This window comes from Oerskovia sp. NPDC060338 (assembly GCF_042726295.1).
In the GTDB taxonomy this organism is placed as follows: Bacteria; Actinomycetota; Actinomycetes; order Actinomycetales; family Cellulomonadaceae; genus Oerskovia; species Oerskovia merdavium.
The window spans coordinates 250,881-267,528 of sequence record NZ_JBHXCQ010000002.1 but is presented as its reverse complement, the minus strand read 5'-3'; the positions used below and the strand labels follow the sequence as shown (position 1 = coordinate 267,528).

The 16,648-nt window shown below is 67.3% G+C and carries 14 protein-coding genes; 1 reads left to right on the top strand and 13 read right to left on the bottom strand.

The window, feature by feature from the left end:
• Position 1 precedes the first annotated feature (1 nt).
• The 13 genes from ACFWGN_RS03255 to ACFWGN_RS03195 all read right to left on the bottom strand — a co-directional run bounded on the left by ACFWGN_RS03255 (position 2) and on the right by ACFWGN_RS03195 (position 15,930).
• Positions 2–1,072 (bottom strand): HAD-IIIC family phosphatase, encoded by a 1,071-nt coding sequence (locus ACFWGN_RS03255; RefSeq protein ID WP_377615648.1) that lies wholly within the window; start codon positions 1,070–1,072, stop codon positions 2–4.
• Complete coding sequence (locus ACFWGN_RS03250; RefSeq protein WP_377615647.1) at positions 1,062–2,150, bottom strand: acyl-CoA dehydrogenase family protein; 1,089 nt, start codon at positions 2,148–2,150, stop codon at positions 1,062–1,064. Before ACFWGN_RS03250 ends, ACFWGN_RS03255 begins: the two co-directional genes overlap by 11 nt.
• Positions 2,141–2,422, bottom strand: coding sequence for an acyl carrier protein (locus tag ACFWGN_RS03245; protein WP_377615646.1), 282 nt, complete (start codon positions 2,420–2,422; stop codon positions 2,141–2,143). The genes ACFWGN_RS03250 and ACFWGN_RS03245 overlap by 10 nt, the downstream gene beginning before the upstream one ends.
• 4 nt (positions 2,423–2,426) lie before the next feature.
• Positions 2,427–3,278 carry a 3-hydroxyacyl-CoA dehydrogenase family protein gene (locus tag ACFWGN_RS03240; protein ID WP_377615645.1) on the bottom strand — a complete coding sequence of 284 codons (852 nt, stop codon included), beginning with the start codon at positions 3,276–3,278 and terminating at the stop codon, positions 2,427–2,429.
• Complete coding sequence (locus ACFWGN_RS03235) at positions 3,271–6,288, bottom strand: beta-ketoacyl synthase N-terminal-like domain-containing protein (protein ID WP_377615644.1); 3,018 nt, start codon at positions 6,286–6,288, stop codon at positions 3,271–3,273. The genes ACFWGN_RS03240 and ACFWGN_RS03235 overlap by 8 nt, the downstream gene beginning before the upstream one ends.
• The gene (locus tag ACFWGN_RS03230; RefSeq protein ID WP_377615643.1) at positions 6,285–8,351 is read right to left on the bottom strand and encodes a non-ribosomal peptide synthetase; all 2,067 of its coding nucleotides are present in this window, start codon (positions 8,349–8,351) and stop codon (positions 6,285–6,287) included. Before ACFWGN_RS03230 ends, ACFWGN_RS03235 begins: the two co-directional genes overlap by 4 nt.
• Before the next feature lie 378 nt (positions 8,352–8,729).
• Positions 8,730–10,268: an FAD-dependent oxidoreductase gene (locus ACFWGN_RS03225; protein ID WP_377615642.1), complete on the bottom strand. Its 1,539-nt coding sequence runs from the start codon at positions 10,266–10,268 to the stop codon at positions 8,730–8,732.
• Entirely contained in the window at positions 10,150–11,088 is a 939-nt protein-coding gene (locus ACFWGN_RS03220; protein WP_377615641.1) for a hypothetical protein, read from the bottom strand. Before ACFWGN_RS03220 ends, ACFWGN_RS03225 begins: the two co-directional genes overlap by 119 nt.
• Positions 11,085–12,314 carry a hypothetical protein gene (locus ACFWGN_RS03215; RefSeq protein WP_377615640.1) on the bottom strand — a complete coding sequence of 410 codons (1,230 nt, stop codon included), beginning with the start codon at positions 12,312–12,314 and terminating at the stop codon, positions 11,085–11,087. Before ACFWGN_RS03215 ends, ACFWGN_RS03220 begins: the two co-directional genes overlap by 4 nt.
• Before the next feature lie 41 nt (positions 12,315–12,355).
• A complete protein-coding gene (locus ACFWGN_RS03210; RefSeq protein ID WP_377615639.1) occupies positions 12,356–13,276 on the bottom strand; it encodes a transketolase family protein in 921 nt (306 codons plus the stop codon).
• 39 nt (positions 13,277–13,315) lie between these two features.
• Complete coding sequence (locus ACFWGN_RS03205) at positions 13,316–14,101, bottom strand: 1-deoxy-D-xylulose-5-phosphate synthase N-terminal domain-containing protein (protein WP_377615638.1); 786 nt, start codon at positions 14,099–14,101, stop codon at positions 13,316–13,318.
• Positions 14,094–14,822 (bottom strand): class I SAM-dependent DNA methyltransferase, encoded by a 729-nt coding sequence (locus ACFWGN_RS03200; RefSeq protein WP_377615637.1) that lies wholly within the window; start codon positions 14,820–14,822, stop codon positions 14,094–14,096. The genes ACFWGN_RS03205 and ACFWGN_RS03200 overlap by 8 nt, the downstream gene beginning before the upstream one ends.
• Before the next feature lie 178 nt (positions 14,823–15,000).
• On the bottom strand, positions 15,001–15,930 hold the full coding sequence (locus tag ACFWGN_RS03195; RefSeq protein ID WP_377615636.1) for an LLM class F420-dependent oxidoreductase: 930 nt from the start codon (positions 15,928–15,930) through the stop codon (positions 15,001–15,003).
• A gap of 158 nt (positions 15,931–16,088) precedes the next feature.
• On the opposite strand from ACFWGN_RS03195, the gene ACFWGN_RS03190 reads away from it, so the two are divergent.
• The gene (locus ACFWGN_RS03190; protein WP_377615635.1) at positions 16,089–16,583 is read left to right on the top strand and encodes an AAA family ATPase; all 495 of its coding nucleotides are present in this window, start codon (positions 16,089–16,091) and stop codon (positions 16,581–16,583) included.
• Positions 16,584–16,648: the final 65 nt, after the last annotated feature.

Here is a 16,648-nt window from a genome sequence, read left to right as displayed (position 1 = left end):
CTCACGGCTCCTTGATCTGGGATCGCGCGGGGATCGAGACGTCGATCCCGAGGTAGTCGGGGACAGCGAGGTTCACGTCGGCTCGTAGCCGGAGGCGCCGGACGGAGCCCACGTCGCTCTCGTGGGCGAAGCCCGCGAGACGGTAGACGGTGTACATGGGTCGATTGACGTCGTTCGGTCTGAAGTCCGCGGTGACTCCCCTGCCCTGGGCGCGAGCGCCTGCCGCGAGAGATGCGAGAACGGCCCCGCCGACGTTGCGTCCCATGACGCGGCACGACATGAGAAACAGTCTGATGCGCCAGCTGTCCGGCTCCAGGGCGACGAGCACGAGGCCAACCATGCCGTAGTCCCCGAACCGATCGATCAGCTCGACGGAGAGGACCAGGTGGTCGTCCCGGTCCATCAGCGACGTGAGCTGCTCGCGGTCGAAGACCAGTCCGGTCGTGTTCAGCTGATGCGTGCGCTGGGTCAGTTCCGCAGCACGGTCGAGGTCCTCGACCACAGTGGCGCGAACCACCAACCTCATGTCGAGGGACGCAAGGAAGCTTGACCGCGGACCGACGAACGACTCCTCGTGGCGTTTGCGTACCGCAGCCTCGCGGTACATCCGCCGTCGGTTGCGGCCATCGGGGGTCCTTGGCACGTCGAGCTCGGGCCTCGAGAGCAGGTCGTCCACCCGTGCGGCGTCGACGCATCGAACGACAGGGTGGGCTTGACCGACCTCGGCCAGCTCGAACGGTGAGTCGTCGAGGAACATCAGCGTGTCGAGCCCGATGTTGAGCTCGGAAGCCACCGCGGCTACGAGAGTCGACTTCGCGTCCCACGAGATCTGCGGGAAGACGAAGTACTCCTCGACGCCGAGCTCGGTGAGTCGGGCACGCGCACGCTCCGGCTCGTTCTTGCTGGCGATCGACGACAAGATTCCGCGCCGATCCAGCTCGTGGATGATCTCCTGTACCCCGGGGCGAAGCCGCGCCCCGCCTCCCTCCGACAGGACACCCTCCCAGAGGGTGTCGTCGAGATCCCAGACGACACACTTGACCTTCTCTGCAGGCACAGGCTCAGCTCTCATCATGGTCTCCGCTGCGGTACCGAGCGAGAACCTGCGTCGCCACCAGATCTTGGAGCAGCTGGGTGTTGCCCTCGATCACCTCGTAGACCCGTGCGTCTCGAACGAGCACGTCGACGGGCGATCCCTCGACGAGCCCTGCCGCACCATGCAGCTGGGCTGCCGTCGCGGCCACGCTCGTCGCAGTCCTGCTCGCGAACAGCTTGGCCGTGAGGACGTCGTGCATCATCCACTCTGAACGCTCGTCCATGGCTCTCGCTGCCTTCCGGCATAGTTCGCGGGTCGCGTCGACCGCGAGCGACGCGTCGGCGAGCAACCCTCGGACGAGCTGGCGGTCGTGGAGCGGGCCGTCGAACTGGCGACGCCCGATCGACCGTCCGACGGCCTCGTTCAACGCGGTGCGGGCGAGACCCCATGCCGCGAAGGCGACGCTGAGTCGGCCCAGGGTCAAGGCGTCTGTCGCGACGTGCGACAAGGCGGCACCGGGTCGGCTCACGATCCGATCGCGAGGGACCCGGCACGCCTCGAGCCGCACGTCCGCGAGACGTGAGTCCGCGAGCCCGCTGGTTCGCGGCGACGGGCTCACGTGGACTCCCTCGTCGGTCCTCTTGACCAAGAGCGCGAGGGGCCCCTCGGCCCCTGCCGCGAACAGCAGGAAGTAGTCGGCCTCGAGACCGTAGGTGACCCATCGTTTCGTCCCGGTGAGCTGCCAGCCGTCGTCCGTCTCCTCGCAGGCGACGGACACGCCACGCACATCGCTGCCGGCCTCGTCCTCCGTGAGGGCGAACGCTCCGATCGACTCGCCCGACGCGAGGTGCGGGAGGTGGGCATCCTTCACCGACGGGCTCGCCCAGCGCTCGACCGCCCGGCACACCATGGTGTGCACGGTGAGCAACGACTGGCGCGACGGTGACACCTCGGCGACCAGCCGACAGATCTCGCCGTGCTCGGCGTGGCTCAGCCCGAGCCCCCCGTACTCGAACCCGACGAGGGTCCCGGGAACCCGCCGGGGGCCGCTGGCACTGAGAAACTCGCCGGCGAGGGTACGCGCCCGCCCGAGGTCTTCTGCGGTCAGCTGCACAGCTTCGTCCTGACGAAGGTCGTGATCGCGTCAAGCGAGTCGAAGTTCTCGATCTCGAGGTCGATGTCTGTGACCTCGAGATCGAACCGTCGCTCCAGGTGGGCGATCAGACCGGCCGCCGCGAGAGAGTCCAGCACCCCGTCGGACAGCAGACGGTCCTGTTCGAGCGCCTCGGGATCATCGACGTATCGTGCGAGAAAGGCACGCACCACCATTCGGATCGCTTCGTCGTCGGGCGCAACCTTGTTTCCTCCACTGATGCCGACGGTCATCGGTTCAGTCCTCCCCGTAGTCGTAGAAACCTCGTCCGGACTTCCGACCGAGGTGTCCGGCCTGCAGCATGGTCAACAGTCGAGTCGACGGCGCGAATCGTGCCGGACCGTAGTGGTCGCTCAGGATGTGGAGCGTGTCGACGATGGTGTCGACCCCGATGACGTCGGCGGTGCGAAGTGGCCCTGTGCGATGCCCCAGGCACCCACGGAACAGCCGGTCGACCTGCGGTGCTGTCGCGACACCGTCATCGAGCAGGGCGGCCGCCTCGTTGACGAACATCATCAGGCAGCGGTTGATGACGAAGCCCGCCGCGTCGTTCACCACCACCCGTTCCTTGCCCATGCGGTCGAGCACGCCTGTCAGGAACTCCACCGCATGCGCCGAGGTGTAGCTCGTCCGGACCACCTCGACCATCGACGAGGTCGCGACAGGATTCATGAAGTGCGCTCCGACGACACGCTCCGGGTGCTCGCTCGCGAGGGCGAGCGAAGTGATCGGTACGGCCGAGGTGTTCACGGCAAGGATCGCGTCGGCGCTCAGGACGGCGTCCAGCTCCTGGTGCACGGCCTGCTTGACCGCGACGTCCTCGGTGACGTTCTCCACGACCAGATGACATGCGGCAAGGTCCGCCAGGTCGTGGGACGTCCGGAGCGGCGCCGGGTCTGACGTCGCGCGACCGAGGGACAGCCGCGCAAGCCTCGATGCCCTCATCACCTCCGTCTGCGCCGATGCAAGCGCTGCAGGATCGTTGTCGTGGATCACGACCGTGATGCCGACGGACGTCATGGCGTGAGCAAGGCTCACGCCCATGACCCCGGCACCCACGACGCCCACCAGAAGGTCGGTCTCAGGCATGCTGTTCGCTCTCTCGTCGGTTCCAGTCATCGATGCACCTCGCCATCGGCCCGAGCTGCGACTCCTCGAAGACGACGATCGCCGGCACGTGGAAGCCCAGCCGCCGCTCCAGGCCCCGTATGAGCTGGACACTCATCATCGAGTCGCCACCAAGGTCGAAGAAGTCACTGTTCACGCGGAGGTCCGAGACTCCGAGAACCTCGGTCCAGACGTGCACCAGCGCTTCGAGAACAGCATTGTCGGCGTCCCCGGGGCTGACGTCCGGCGTGGCCGGCGGAGGCCCTCCCTGACCTGGCGCGGTCGCCGGTGCGCGTGTGTCGAGGAGCTCATCGCGACGGGCGTCGAGGTCCACGGTCCCGGCCACGGTGTCGGCGATGTCATAGCGGCGCTCTTCGAGAGAAGTTGCCGGAAGCGAGTCCCGCCACCCCGGACGAGACCCGTAGAGCGCCTGCCAGCTCGGCTCGACCCCTGCACACCACAGTGCCCCGAGTGCTCGGAGCAGAACCGAGTCGTCCCGAACGTTCTGGTAATCCCGGCGAACAGTCGGTACGACCATCGCGTCCCCCAGGTCGCGCTTGCTCTGGGCGGCGAGCGTCCGGAGCTGCCCCGGTCCGATCTCGAGAAGGACGCCGCACCTGGAGGAGGCAGTGACGAGCGCCTGGTCGAACCGGACGGTCGAGGTGAGGTGCTCGTACCAGTAGTCGCTGCGAGTGATCTCGGAGTCGACCCATCCACCGGTGACGTTCGAGGCGATGGTGATGTCAGGTTGACGGATCACGACCTGCTGCAAGAGTTCGGCAAGCGCTTCCGCAGCAGGCGCCATGAGAGGGGTGTGGAGTGCTTGCGTGACCGGGAGAAGTCGACCAGGAAGCCCTCGCTCGGCGAGCGCATCGGCCAGCGCGAGGATGCGCTCGCGCTGACCAGCGACGACGCAGCTGCGCGGAGAGTTGACGGCGGCGAGCCAGACGTCCGGGCCCGTCAGCTCTTCGGCCTCCTTCTTGGACATGCTCAGGGCGAGCATCGCACCGGCGGGCTGGGCGTCCACGAGCCGCGCGCGCGTCATCACGAGCCTGATCGCGTCTTCGTCCGAGAAGGCCCCTGCCACCGTCGCGGCCGACAGCTCTCCCAAGCTGTGTCCTACCACGGCGTCGGGCTGGATCCCCACACCCTGCAGGCTCCGCGCGAGCGCGACCTGGACGCTGAACACCATGGCGTGGGCTGCCACCGTGTCGACCTCGTTCAGCGCGCCAGCCTCTCGACGCTCGACCAGGCGCCTGAGGCTGAAGTTCGGTGCCGAGTCGTCGGCTCCTGCGGTCGGAGCGGTGAGAACTGCCGAGAGGTCACGATCTGCGTGTCGCCCGCAGGCGTCCATCAGTCGGTCCAGTTCCGCGTCGAAACCCGGGAGCCAGGCCCGGAGTCCCGCAGCCATCGACGGGTACTGGTCCCCGACACCGGGGAAGACAAAGCACACCTGGTGAGCGGCGGGCAGCGTCGCAGCCGCCGAGGATGATGCTTCGGCGAGGTCGGCGGCTACGACTGCGGGGTCGCTTCCGACCGCGAAGCGCCGATGTGCGCGACGACTGCGTCCGAGCTGGGACACGGCGGCCGCAGCGGTGAGGGGCGTGCCCGCGAGCAGCGCGTCGCTCCAGCGTCGCCCTGTCGCCTCGACCGCGGCCTCGGTGCGCGCTGAGAGCACGACCAGCGACGGTCGTGCTCGTTCGTCTGGCACCGGCTCTTCGAAACCTTGCCGCGCCTGCTCGAGCACCAGGTGAACGTTCGTCCCGCCCAGCCCGAATGCGCTGACAGCGGCGCGGCGCGCTCCGGGGCGCGGCCATCCCTGCACCGTCCGGGCGAGCTCGAGCCCGCTCCTTTCCCGGGTGAAGTCGGCCGCCACCCCGACGTTGATCGTGGGGGGCACCTTGTCGTGCGTGAGGCTCCCCACGACGCGGACCAGTCCCGCCAGACCCGACGCCTCGCGGAGGTGACCCAGGTTCGACTTGACCGAACCGACCAGCGTCTTTCCTTCGGTCCCATAGACCGCGCTCAGCGCGGACCACTCCGTCGCATCTCCGAGCGGCGTCCCCGACCCGTGAGCCTCGAGGCTCCCGACCTCGGAGGGCTCGACCTCCGCGAACAGGAGAGCGTCGCGGATCACGGCCTCCTGGGCCGCTGCACTGACCGACGCGTACCCGCTCTTCGCACCGTCGTTGTTCACCGCGGAACCCAGGATCACAGCACGAGTTCGGAGGGCCTCGAACCGGGCATCCTCGTCACGCATCAGCACGAGCGCCACGACCCCGTCGCCGGCGACGGCACCACTGGCCCGTGAGGAGAAGGGGCGGCAGACACCATCGGTGGAGCCGATTCCTCCGGGCAGGTAGAGGTACCCGTGGACGTCGGGAACACGAACGGCCGCAGCGGCCGCGATCGCGATGTCACACTCCTGGTTGGCGAGTGCCTGGGACGCCTGGTGCACGGCGACGAGTCCCGTCGAGCACGCGGTCTGCACCGTGATGGCCGGCCCTGTGAACCCGAATCGGAACGCGGTCTTGGTGCTGCTGTGGTCCTTCCCGTTGCCCACTTCGAGCGCCAGCTCGTCGATGGGCTCTCCCAGGGCGCGGGAGACCACACGGACGAGCTCCTCGTGCCGGTTCCGTCCCACTCCGGCAAACACGCCGACCCGTGCGTCACGGCCCGGAATCAGGGCAGCATCCTCAAGTGCCTGGTGCACGGTCGTCAGGAGCAGCCGGTGCTGCGGATCGGTGATCAGCGCCGTTCGTGGCGCCATCCCGAACGACTCGGGATCGAAGTCGTAGACACCGTCGATCCGTCCAGATGCTCCGATCCACCGAGCGTCGTCCAGGAGCTCGGCCGCCACGTGGCAACGCAGTTCGTCAGAATCTCCTCGCGTGATGCAGTCCTTGCCGTCGAGGAGGTTGCGCCAGTACTCGTCGAGGTCCGCCGCACCGGGAAGCCTGCCAGCTGTCCCGACGATCGCGATGCCCGTCATCGAAGAGATCTCTCGTCGTCGTTGTCGAGGTGTGCGCGCCGAAGCGCCGCACGCCTGTCACGTTCTCTTGCTGCGTCCTCCCGGGAGGGCCGTGCCCGCTCGACGCCGTGCGTGGATCCCGCAGGGGCCGCTCCCCATAGCCCCGCCTGCGCGCGCACCGTCGTGGCAGCCAGCAGGTGGACCGCGTCGATGGTCACGCCCAGCTCGTCCTGGATCGCGGCACGGAGCAGCAGGAGGCGCAGCGAGTCCCCTCCGAGCTCGAAGAAGTCGTCGTCCACGCCGATCTGCTCGAGCTGCAGCACCCGTCGCCAGAGGCCGACCAGCGTCGTCTGGCGAGGGTCGTCTGGCCTGGTGGGCGGCGGCAGGTCTCCGGGCCGCTCTCGCTCAGGGAGCCGCAAGGCGACGCGGTCCACCTTGCCGTTCGGCATCTGCGGGAGCCGGGGCACGAACGTGAAGTGCCGTGGGATCATCCACCCGGGCACCTGCTCGGCCAGGTGCTCGCGGAGCTCACGTTCGGTCGTCGTGTCGTCCGTCCGGGCGACGAACGCCACGAGCACCGCCCCCTGCTCGAGGTCCGCATAGCCGACGACCGCAGCGTTGTCCACCCCCGGATGGGAGCGGATCCAGTGCTCGACCTCGGTTGGCTCGACGCGCTGTCCACGGATCTTGACCTGCAGGTCCCTGCGTCCGAGGTAGTCGAACGACCCGTCGGCACGGATTTGGGCGAGGTCACCCGACCGGAAGAGAACCGGCACCTGAGGGTCGTCGAAGGGGTTGGGCACAAACCGCTCCGCGGTGCGGGCCGGCTCGTGGAGGTACCCTTCTGCCAGCCCAGGACCTCCGGTCCACACCTCGCCGGTGACGCCAGGCGGTACTCTGCGGCCGTGGTCGTCACAGACATAGACCCGCATGTCGAGCGGCCGTCCGATGTTGCTGACCTCCCCGTCGGACGACGGTGCCGGTCCGCTCCGGTGCGTCACGTAGTCCGCTTCGGTCAAGGTGAACGTGGTGTGCACCTCGTAGCCAAACGAGCGGACGCGGCTCTCGAGGTCGGAGTGCAACGTCTCCCCACCGACGAACACGTGCCTCAGCGCAGGAAGCGTCGCGAAGGCGGTGGATGCCGCCAGCACGCGGAGCATCGATGGGACGATGCTGAGCACCGAGACGCGGTGGACGCGCATGATCCGGAGTAGCTCCTGGTCGTCGCGCTCCGCTCCGGGCGGGACGAGAACACAGGCACCGCCGGTCGCGAGCGGCCAGAAGAGCTCTCGAGAACTGAGGGGGAGCTTCAGAAGGTGTCGGTCCTCGGAGCCGAGCCCGTAGATCGACTGTTCGAGGAACACCCGGCTCGTATGTAGCCGGTGCGACCGGAGCACGGCCTTCGGTACGCCGGTCGAACCGGACGTGAACAGGACGTATGCAGGGCTGTGAGGCCCGACGAGCACGTCGGGAGCCGCCACCGGTTCGGCAGTCAGCAGGCCGGAGATGGACGGGAGCGACGTCGTCGGAGCCGTCGTCGGGATCCCGCTGGATCCCGGACCGACGAGGACCAGGCGTGGCCTGCTGACCTCGACGAACTGACTCAACCGCGCAGCGGGCACGTCAGGATCGAGGAAGACGAAGGCTGCGCCGGCCTTGAGGATCGCGATGATCGCGACGAAGAGCTCGACCGACCGCTCGCTGCAGACCCCCACGACGTCTCCCGGGCTCACCTCGTTCGTGAGACGACGTGAGAGGACTGACGACGCATGGTCGAGTTCGCGGTACGTGACCGTGACGGCGTCCGAGACGAGCGCCGGGGCGTCGGGAGTGCGCCAGGCCTGAAGTCGGAAGAGCTCGTGCAACGTCACGCCGGGGTAGTCCGGGAGGCGAGACGGAGTCCCTCCGTTCAGGACTCGATGAGTAGGGGTGAGAATGTCCACCCGACCCAGCTCGACATCTGCGGCGGGCAGCGCCGCGGCCAGGATCGGAAGGTGGTCGAGAATCCGCTGCAGGATCGTGGCCGCGGCCGGCCCGTCGTCCAGGGCAGCGCGGAGGCCCGAGGCGTCTGGGTCCAGGCGCACTCCGGCACGAGTACCGAGGCTGCCACCGATCGATACCGCCGTCCGTCCGTCGACGTCCGGTTCCGCGGTGCGGGCGCTGGAGGTAGCTTCCCCGGAGGACCGCACCTCGTCGAGCAGCGGAGTCCAACCGGCCGAGATCCCGGAGCCACGAAGATACGCGGCCGCTCGACGCCCCGCCGCTGGGTCGTCGTCAAGAAGAAGTGTGGCGGGATCTTCGTATCGCTCGAGGATGATGCTCACGGCAGCAAGGAGGATCTCGGCGGGTGTGGACGAGGGGTACGCCGCGCACAGCTCGGTCCATCCGCCGACCCCATGGGTCGTCGCGACCCCTCGGCCGAGCTCCGGTGGTTGTGACGTCAGGCTCATGTCTTTCCCCTCTCAGGTCCGAAGGATGGAGTCAGCCGCGGCGAGTCCTGTCGCGGCGCCGTACGTGACGCCGATGATCTTGGAGGAGCTGTCGCCGACGAAGTACAGGCCAGGCGCGCTGCTCTCCATGTCGTCAGACAGCTCGATGGCGGGGAAGATCCGCTCGATGACTGGCGCTGCGACCACGCTCTCGGGGCCGATGAGCCCAGGAGCAACGTTCTCCAGCAGCTCGGTCATGCGCGTGACGTCGGCGACGCGTTCGGGCCCGAGGACAGTGGCGAGGTCACCCCAGGTGACGCGGACGAGGCTCGTACCCGGACTGGCTCCCCCACCACCGAGGCCGAGGAAGTCTACGAGGGGCTGTGCAACCGGGTGCCCTCGGCCTGCAGTCGTCACCGCTCGGGCGAAGTCACCGGCATGGCGGGTTCCGCTGACTCCGACAGGGACGTCAACCGTCGTGATGACGCCGAAGTTGGTGCGCGAGGTGGGGGTCGTCACGCAGTGCTGACCGTCGAGGAGAACCGTGTCCTCGAAGGCATACTGCATGATCCGCCCGTGCTCGCACACGCAGAACGTGCGTACGGGCTCGCTCTGCGCATTCAGGAACGTGAACTTGGGGTTCTGGCACGAAGCCGTCAAGGGAGCGAGGATCTCGCCCGGCGCCTCGATCCTGACACCGAGATCGACCTTCGTGCTCGGCCGGTGCACCACCGCATTCTGGTCGAGGACGGACTGCACCCAGCCGACTCCGAGCTTGCCGACTCCGACGACCACGTTTCGCGTGCGCAGCACCTCCGTCGCGGTCTGGACATGCCACGTCCCGTCGAGCTGACGCCGCACCGACTCTGCTCTCGTCCCGAGGCGAAGGTCCAGACCGGCCGGCAACGCATCGGCCAGCAGCGCATCGACCATGACGATCGCCTCGTCGACGGTGATGGCCGTTGAGATGGCACCGTCGGCGAGATCGAACCCGTCGGGTACGACACTGTCCTGCGACGACGGGGCGGACTGGGTCAAGGCAGCGACACCGAAACGTTCCATGAGCTCGTAGACCTCGGCCACCGAGCGTGATGCCCGGTCGAATCCGCCGAGCGTCCGTTCGAGACCGCTGTACGCGCGGACGCGCCCCTCACCGTCTGCTTCGAGCTTGGATCGAGACAGCCCGGACACGTAGCCCAGATTGGTGTCGAAGTGGAAGGCGGCCCCTCCGAGGCCAGTAAGGCAGTCGCACCGATGGCACTGGAGACGAAACTTCTCTGCCTCGCGAACGCTACGCCCGTCCATCCTCGCGGAGACCTTCGAACAGAGGCTCGTCCGCATGTCGCGACCCGCCTCGAGCAGCGTGACTCGCGCGTTGGACTTCGCGAGACGCCATGCGGCGAGCATTCCGGAGGGTCCGCCACCGATCACGACAGCGTCGGAGAGAAACGGATCAGGCACCACGGCCCCCGATCTGACGCAGCGGATCTGCACGGTACCTCGCGGCCAGCGGCAGGAAGAACAGGTGATCGACAGGCCGGCCCTGCGCACGGATCCGTCGAACCATGGCATCGCAGAACACCGGCGTGAGCGCGAGGACCGTGGAGGGTGATTCGCCTGTCAGGTCCGCATACCTCGCGAGCGCCGCTCGGGCTGCGTCCTGGTACGGCCCCTCACCTTGGTAGAGCTTGTCGAAGAGCCAGTCAAACCCGCGCTCCCGATACTCGGGATATGCGATGAGAGCGGCAGTGAGGACGAGGTTGAGGACGTCGAGTGCGCAGATTCCCCGCGGCGAGAAGTCCTCCCAGTCGATGAGCGCGACCGCACCGTCCGCGCACACCCGAAAGTTCCAGGGACCCATGTCACCGTGCACGGCCCCGACCCCTGCGTGGGACAGCGCTTCGCGCGTCTCGCCTGGATACATGGAAGCGGCCGCGCCGACGAACCGGTGCGCGGCACCTTCACGCAGAAGTGGCACCTCACGCAGGTGGACGGTCGCACCCGCCTCGACCCCCTCGAGCAGGAGCCGCGACCACTCCGCGTGGTCTGCTCCGGCCAGCACGTCCGGAAGGTCGTGCATTCCGACGTTCGCCATGGCGAACCCCCGCTCGAGCGGCTGCACGGGATCGGGGACGCTGATCGAGGACCCGTGGAGATCGGTGAGCATCTGCCACTCGCGCGCCACCATCTGGTCCTCGTCGTCCAAGGAGACCTTGGCCACGTAGTGCGGCGTGCCGTCGAGCACAGAGGCGACGAAGAGCCTCTGACGTTGCTTTCGTTCGCTGCGCGGCACCCAGTGCGAGAACGTCAGCCGCTCCTGGTCGACGTCCTGGTGCAGCGCACGGACCTGCTCGATGACCCGTGGCAGGGCATCGCTGGCCTGGATCGTCATGGGACGCTCACCTGCATCGCAGACCGTCCGTCCGGAACCCCGGCAGGGATGAACTCATACAGGATCTCCGAGAAGCTCGGGCCGCTCAGGAGCTCGCGCAGCTCGGCCACCCCGCCGTCACGGTCTGCGTCAGAGAGTGCTACGAACGTGTCGATCCGCTCGCCCATCCGGTCAGCGAACCGTCGATAGGCTCCATCGTCGTTCAGCACGTCTTCGACATGGTTCACGATCGCCGCGGTCCCGGCGAAGTCGTCGGGCGGGACCTCATATCCCTCGATGAGGTCCTTGAAGCGAGTCCCGGTCCTTCCGAAGAGAGTTCCTCGCAAGGCGTCGAGATTGGCGATGTGCCCGTAGTGCTCCTCAGGGAGCGCCAAGGGAAACCGACCGAGCGCGATCGACTCATGGATCGCGGTCAGCCCAGGAGTGAGCATGTAGTGCCGGGCACTCGCGACCGCTGCGATGAACTCGCGCTGAGACATGCACTCGAAGGTGATGGTGCTCTCTCTGACCCGGATCTCGCTCGCCCGTGGCCCCCCGTAGCCTCCGCCGCACACCGCGACTCGCTTGAGCTCAGGTCGTGCGGCCACCAGCTCGGGTACCCAACGCGAGATCAGCTCGAGGTACTGGTTGTGCGTGTCGTAGTCCAGCAGGAAGTTCTTGAACCCGCCCAGGTTGATGAGGAGGTCCAGCGGCTCGTCCTCGGAAGCCTCGACACCACTCAGCCCGAACTCGTCCACGATCGGACCGCTCAGCACGGGGCTCGCGGCACCGAGGGCCCGGAGCTCGGCGACGCGTTCGGGAACGCCGGGGAAGTTCTGGACCACCGACGCCGTAGCGCACACGTGCGCGGCGTAGATCTGCTCGTGCGGACTGAGTTCAGCGATGTGGTTCCGCCAGTCGGCGAAGCCCTCGAGCTGCATGCGCCGACAGGTCTCGGCGATCTCCGTCGGCGTCCGCGCCAGCTGCCAGAAGGCGAGAAGGCTGTCGATGAGCATGACCGGACGACCTTGGGACAGGGCACTGAACACCAAGTCCGCGTTCATCACCGACACCACCCAGTCGGCTTCGCGGATCTGCTGCTCGAGACCAGCATCACCTGCCTCCAGTTCAAGCACCTCGTCGTATGCGTCCTCGTTGCGTTGCGCGAAATCGGATGCCACGGTGATGCCGACGCACACACGGTGATGCCCCTCCAGCGCGCGTGAGATAGCGGTGAGCTTGGCCACCGGCCCGAATCCGCAGCTCTGGGCTCCCAATAGAATCCGCATCAGCCTCGTCCCCCTGTTTCTCCTGTCATGACCGCGTCGAGCACCGCGGCCGTATCAATCCGGTAGTAGGCGAAAAGCTCTTCACGCCCCACCGACGGTGCCGGGCGGCGGTCGATCGCGAGCGGCACGAAGTCGCCGTGCCACTGACCCGCGAGCACCAGCGCTGTCTGGGCTGCGATGCCCGATGTCGCCAGGTGTTCCTCGACCGTGACGACGCGTCGGGCTCGTCGCGCGGCTTCCTGGACGCTGTCCGCCGGGAAGGGATACACCTGTGCAAGGTCCAGTACTGCGACGTCGACACCCTGCAAGCGCGCGCTGCGCGCGGCTTCGAGCGCCTGGCCGACCGTCGCCCCTGCGGCGATGATCAAGACGTCGTACGAGAGTCCTCCGCGCAACGTTCCTGCCGACGAGAATTCCTCGTCGGCCTGGTGGACGACCACGTCCTCACGCGCGCCGAGCCGAACGTAGGCCGGCCCCCGGAGGGCAACTGCCTGCCGCACGGACCACCGTGCGTCGTGGATGTCCGCAGGGCAGAAGACCCGCATACCGGGCATGCTCGCAAGGCTCCCGAGATCCTCCGGCGCATGGTGACTGGCTCCGAGATCCCCGTACCCGAGGCCGCCGCCGACCCCGAGGATGGTGACGTCGAGGCCTGGACCGCAGATGTCGAGTCGTAGCTGCTCTGCGGCCCTCCGCACGAGGAACGGGGCCATCCCGCAGACGACGACTCGCCGTCCAGAACGCGCGAGTCCCGCGGCGACGCCCATCAGGTTGGCCTCGGCGATCCCGACATCGACGAAGCGCTCAGGAAACACCGCTGCGAACGAGAGGGCCAAGGCCCGTCCGTCGGCTGCGAGGACGACGAGCTCGTCGGTCTCGTGGCCGAGCTGGGCCAGCGTCGCCGAGACGGCAGGACGCATCGCCTCCTTGCCGAGGAGGCCTGTGCTTGCGTCCATACCTCAGGCTCCGAGATCTGCGAGAGCAAGCTCGAGGCCACGGTCGTCGAGTCGGCCGGTGTGCCAATCGAGGCTGTTCTCCATGAAGCCGACACCGTTGCCCTTCACCGTCCGGGCGAGCACCACAGCCGGCCTGTCGGTGTTCTCGGCCCAGGCGAGCGCACTGTCGAGCGCGTGGCGATCGTGACCGTCGATACTCGTCACATCCCAGCCGAATGCTCCCCACCTGGGGGCCAGCGGACTCATGTTCAGGACCTCGTCGGTGGTCCCCTCCTGCTGAAGACCGTTGACGTCTACGACGACCACCAGCCGTCTCAGGTGCCGGTGGGCGGCGAACATGATGGCTTCCCAGACAGACCCCTCGTTGAGCTCGCCGTCGCCGAGGATCGCGTAGACAGGGCGTTCTGTCCCCGAGAGACGGAATCCCTCCGCCAGCCCGGCCGCGATCGAGAGACCGTGCCCGAGTGCTCCCGTGGCGACGTCGACCCCCGGATAGTCGTCCGTGGGATGGCCCGGGAGTCCCGTCGCGTCGTCGTAGCGCCGGTGACCACGCTCCGCCATCAGGGCGTACAGCGCCCAGACCGCGTGCCCCTTGCTCAGCACGCAAGGGCTTCGCCCAGCTCCATCGCCTCGCGCCTCGGTGCGGCTCAGGACGGCATCGAGCGCATCGACCACCGAGAGTGACGATCCGAGATGCACCGTCCGATGACGGGCGTAGCCAACGATCCGTCGCCTCGCACGCCTCGCACGCCTCGCTGCCTCACATTGGTCGCCGGAAGCCTCAGTCACGACGATAGACCGAGACGTGCTGCCCCGAACGAGCCGTGAACTGGTCCTTCGTCCAGCTTCCGAAGCGCTCGACCAGCGTGAAGCCGGCAAGACGCGCCATGAGATCCATCTCGGAAGGCCAGACGTACCGGAGGAAGGCGGGAAAGAGCTCGATCTTCCCGTCCCGGATGTGAATGTGCTGCTCGAGGATCTGCTGGGTGGAAGGATCGTGCTTGTCCGCCTCGATGACGACGTGACCCAGGCCGATGTCGTGCACCTGGGTCCAGGAATTCCGGCGAAACCGCGTCGGGTCAGGCATGAACGCCTCGACCACGAAGTGCCCACCGGGCTCAATAGCGCCCGCGGCACTCTCGAAGCAGGAGATCTGCTCGTCCTGGCTCTGCAAGGCGTAGATCGTGTTGAGCACGAGAAACGCCATGGAGTAGGTCCGGTCGAGCTGGAACTTGCTGATGTCGCCTTGGTGAACCGTGATATCGGCGCCGCCTTCCTTGCCGCGCAGCACATCGATCATCTCCTGCGAGGTGTCGATGCCCTCGAGGTCAACTCCTCGAGCTGCCAACGGAATCGCCACTCGGCCTGTTCCGATCGCGAGCTCGAGAACCGCCCCGTCCCCGACCCACTCCATCAAGAAGTCGACTGTCTCGGTCGGCTCCGGCCAAGGAAGTCCGTCATAGATGTTCGACCATCGTCGACCGTACGTCTGAGAGTCCCAGCCGGACATGCAGATTCCTCCAATAGTTTAGGAAACCTTAGCTACACTGCTACGCATGACATTCCAGGGATGAGGAACCCACCACCCGGGCGACGTCTCGTAACGTACAGCAAGTTGCGGCGCAGGTACACCACATGCGTCATGCACGGCGCCTCGAGACCTTCCGGATCGCCCTCGCGCCCCGGGGTCAGCCGGGGACGAGCTGCGAGACGACCCGCAGGGCGACGAGCTCGACGTGATCGATGTCCTTGATGTCAAGAAACTGCAGGTAGAGACGCTCGACGCCCGCCTCCCGGTACCGGTCGATCTTCTCCGCGACTTCGTCCGGAGAACCCGTCAGGCCCGTGGCTCTCAGTTCGGCGAGGCCTCGCTCCATCCGCTGCGCTCGTGCTGACACCTCACGGTCGGAGGTACCGCAGCAGACCACCAGGGCGGCGGAGTAGGTCAGCGTCGAGGGATCGCGGCCCTGGTCGAGGCATGCCCCACGTACGCGAGCGAACTGCTCCGCCGCGACCTCGGGGCGAACGAAACCGATGTTGAACTCGTCGGCGTGTCGCGCTGCGAGGGAGGGGGTTCTGACCGGCCCACGACCTCCGACGATCACGGGGAGCCTGTGCTGGCGGGGCTTGGGCAGGCCCGGACAGTTCGACAGCGCGTAGTGGCGACCCTCGAAGTCGAAGGTCCGGCCCTCCGGGGTCTCCCAGATACCTCGCACGATCTGGAGCTGCTCGTCGAGCCGGTCGAATCGTTGCCGGGGGAACGGGATCCCGTAGGCAGCGTGCTCCTGCGCGAACCATCCGGCGCCCAGCCCGAGCTCGACCCGCCCGTCGGACATGTCGTCGACCTGGGCGACCTGGATGGCGAGCTGGCCCGGCGGCCGAAGCGTCGCGGACGACACGAGTGTCCCCAACCGCAATGAACGCGTCTCGACGGCCAGACCGGCAAGCGTCACCCACGAGTCGGTCGGTCCGGGAAGGCCTGGGACCCCACCGACAGCCAGGTAGTGGTCCGAACGAAAGAAGCCGTCGTACCGCAGCTCTTCGGCCGCTCGCGCGCACTCGAGCTGATCGCGATAGGTGGCTCCTTGCTGAGGTTCGACAAACACCCGGAAATCCATGGGTCGGTCCTTTCAGTGGCACGGCGCGTCGCCCCCGTCGGCGGAAGCGATCGGAGGAGACCATCGCGGGCACCCTATCTGCAAAGCGCCGGCTACCTTCAGGCGCCCGGCCCGTGACGGGTCGAATCGGTCGTCCCGGAATCGAATACCCTGGATGCATGGAGCAAGTGATCCTGATGTGCGGTCCGGCGGGATCGGGCAAGTCAACTCTTGCCCGTCGGCTCGAACGAGAGGGCTATGTCCGTCTCTCCTTCGACGAGGAAGCCTGGCGGCGGGGCTTTCGCACCCATCCTGTGCCTGAGGAAGGGTGCCTGGTGGTTCACCAGCACCTGCAGCGCAGGTTGTCCGACGCTGTGACGAGCGGTGAAAGAGTTGTCGTGGACACGTCATTCTGGTCTCGCGCGGCGCGCGACAAGTACCGCGAGTTCCTTGCGCCCTTCGGAGTCACGCCCGTCGTCCTTCACGTGAGGACGCCGCGGAGCATCCTGCTCTCCCGGCTCAGGAATCGCGTCAACGGCGGCCCCAATGACATCCACGTGCCGTTCGAGACAGCCCTTGCGTATCTCGACGGATTCCAAGCACCGACCTCGGACGAGGGCCCCGTTCGAGTCGTGTCCGGCGCCTCGGACGATCCGGGCACCCCCGTGAACTGACGGAGACGGACGAGCCCGCCTCCTGGGCTGCTCGTCCCTGGCCGTCGGGAGAGAAGCGACGCTCG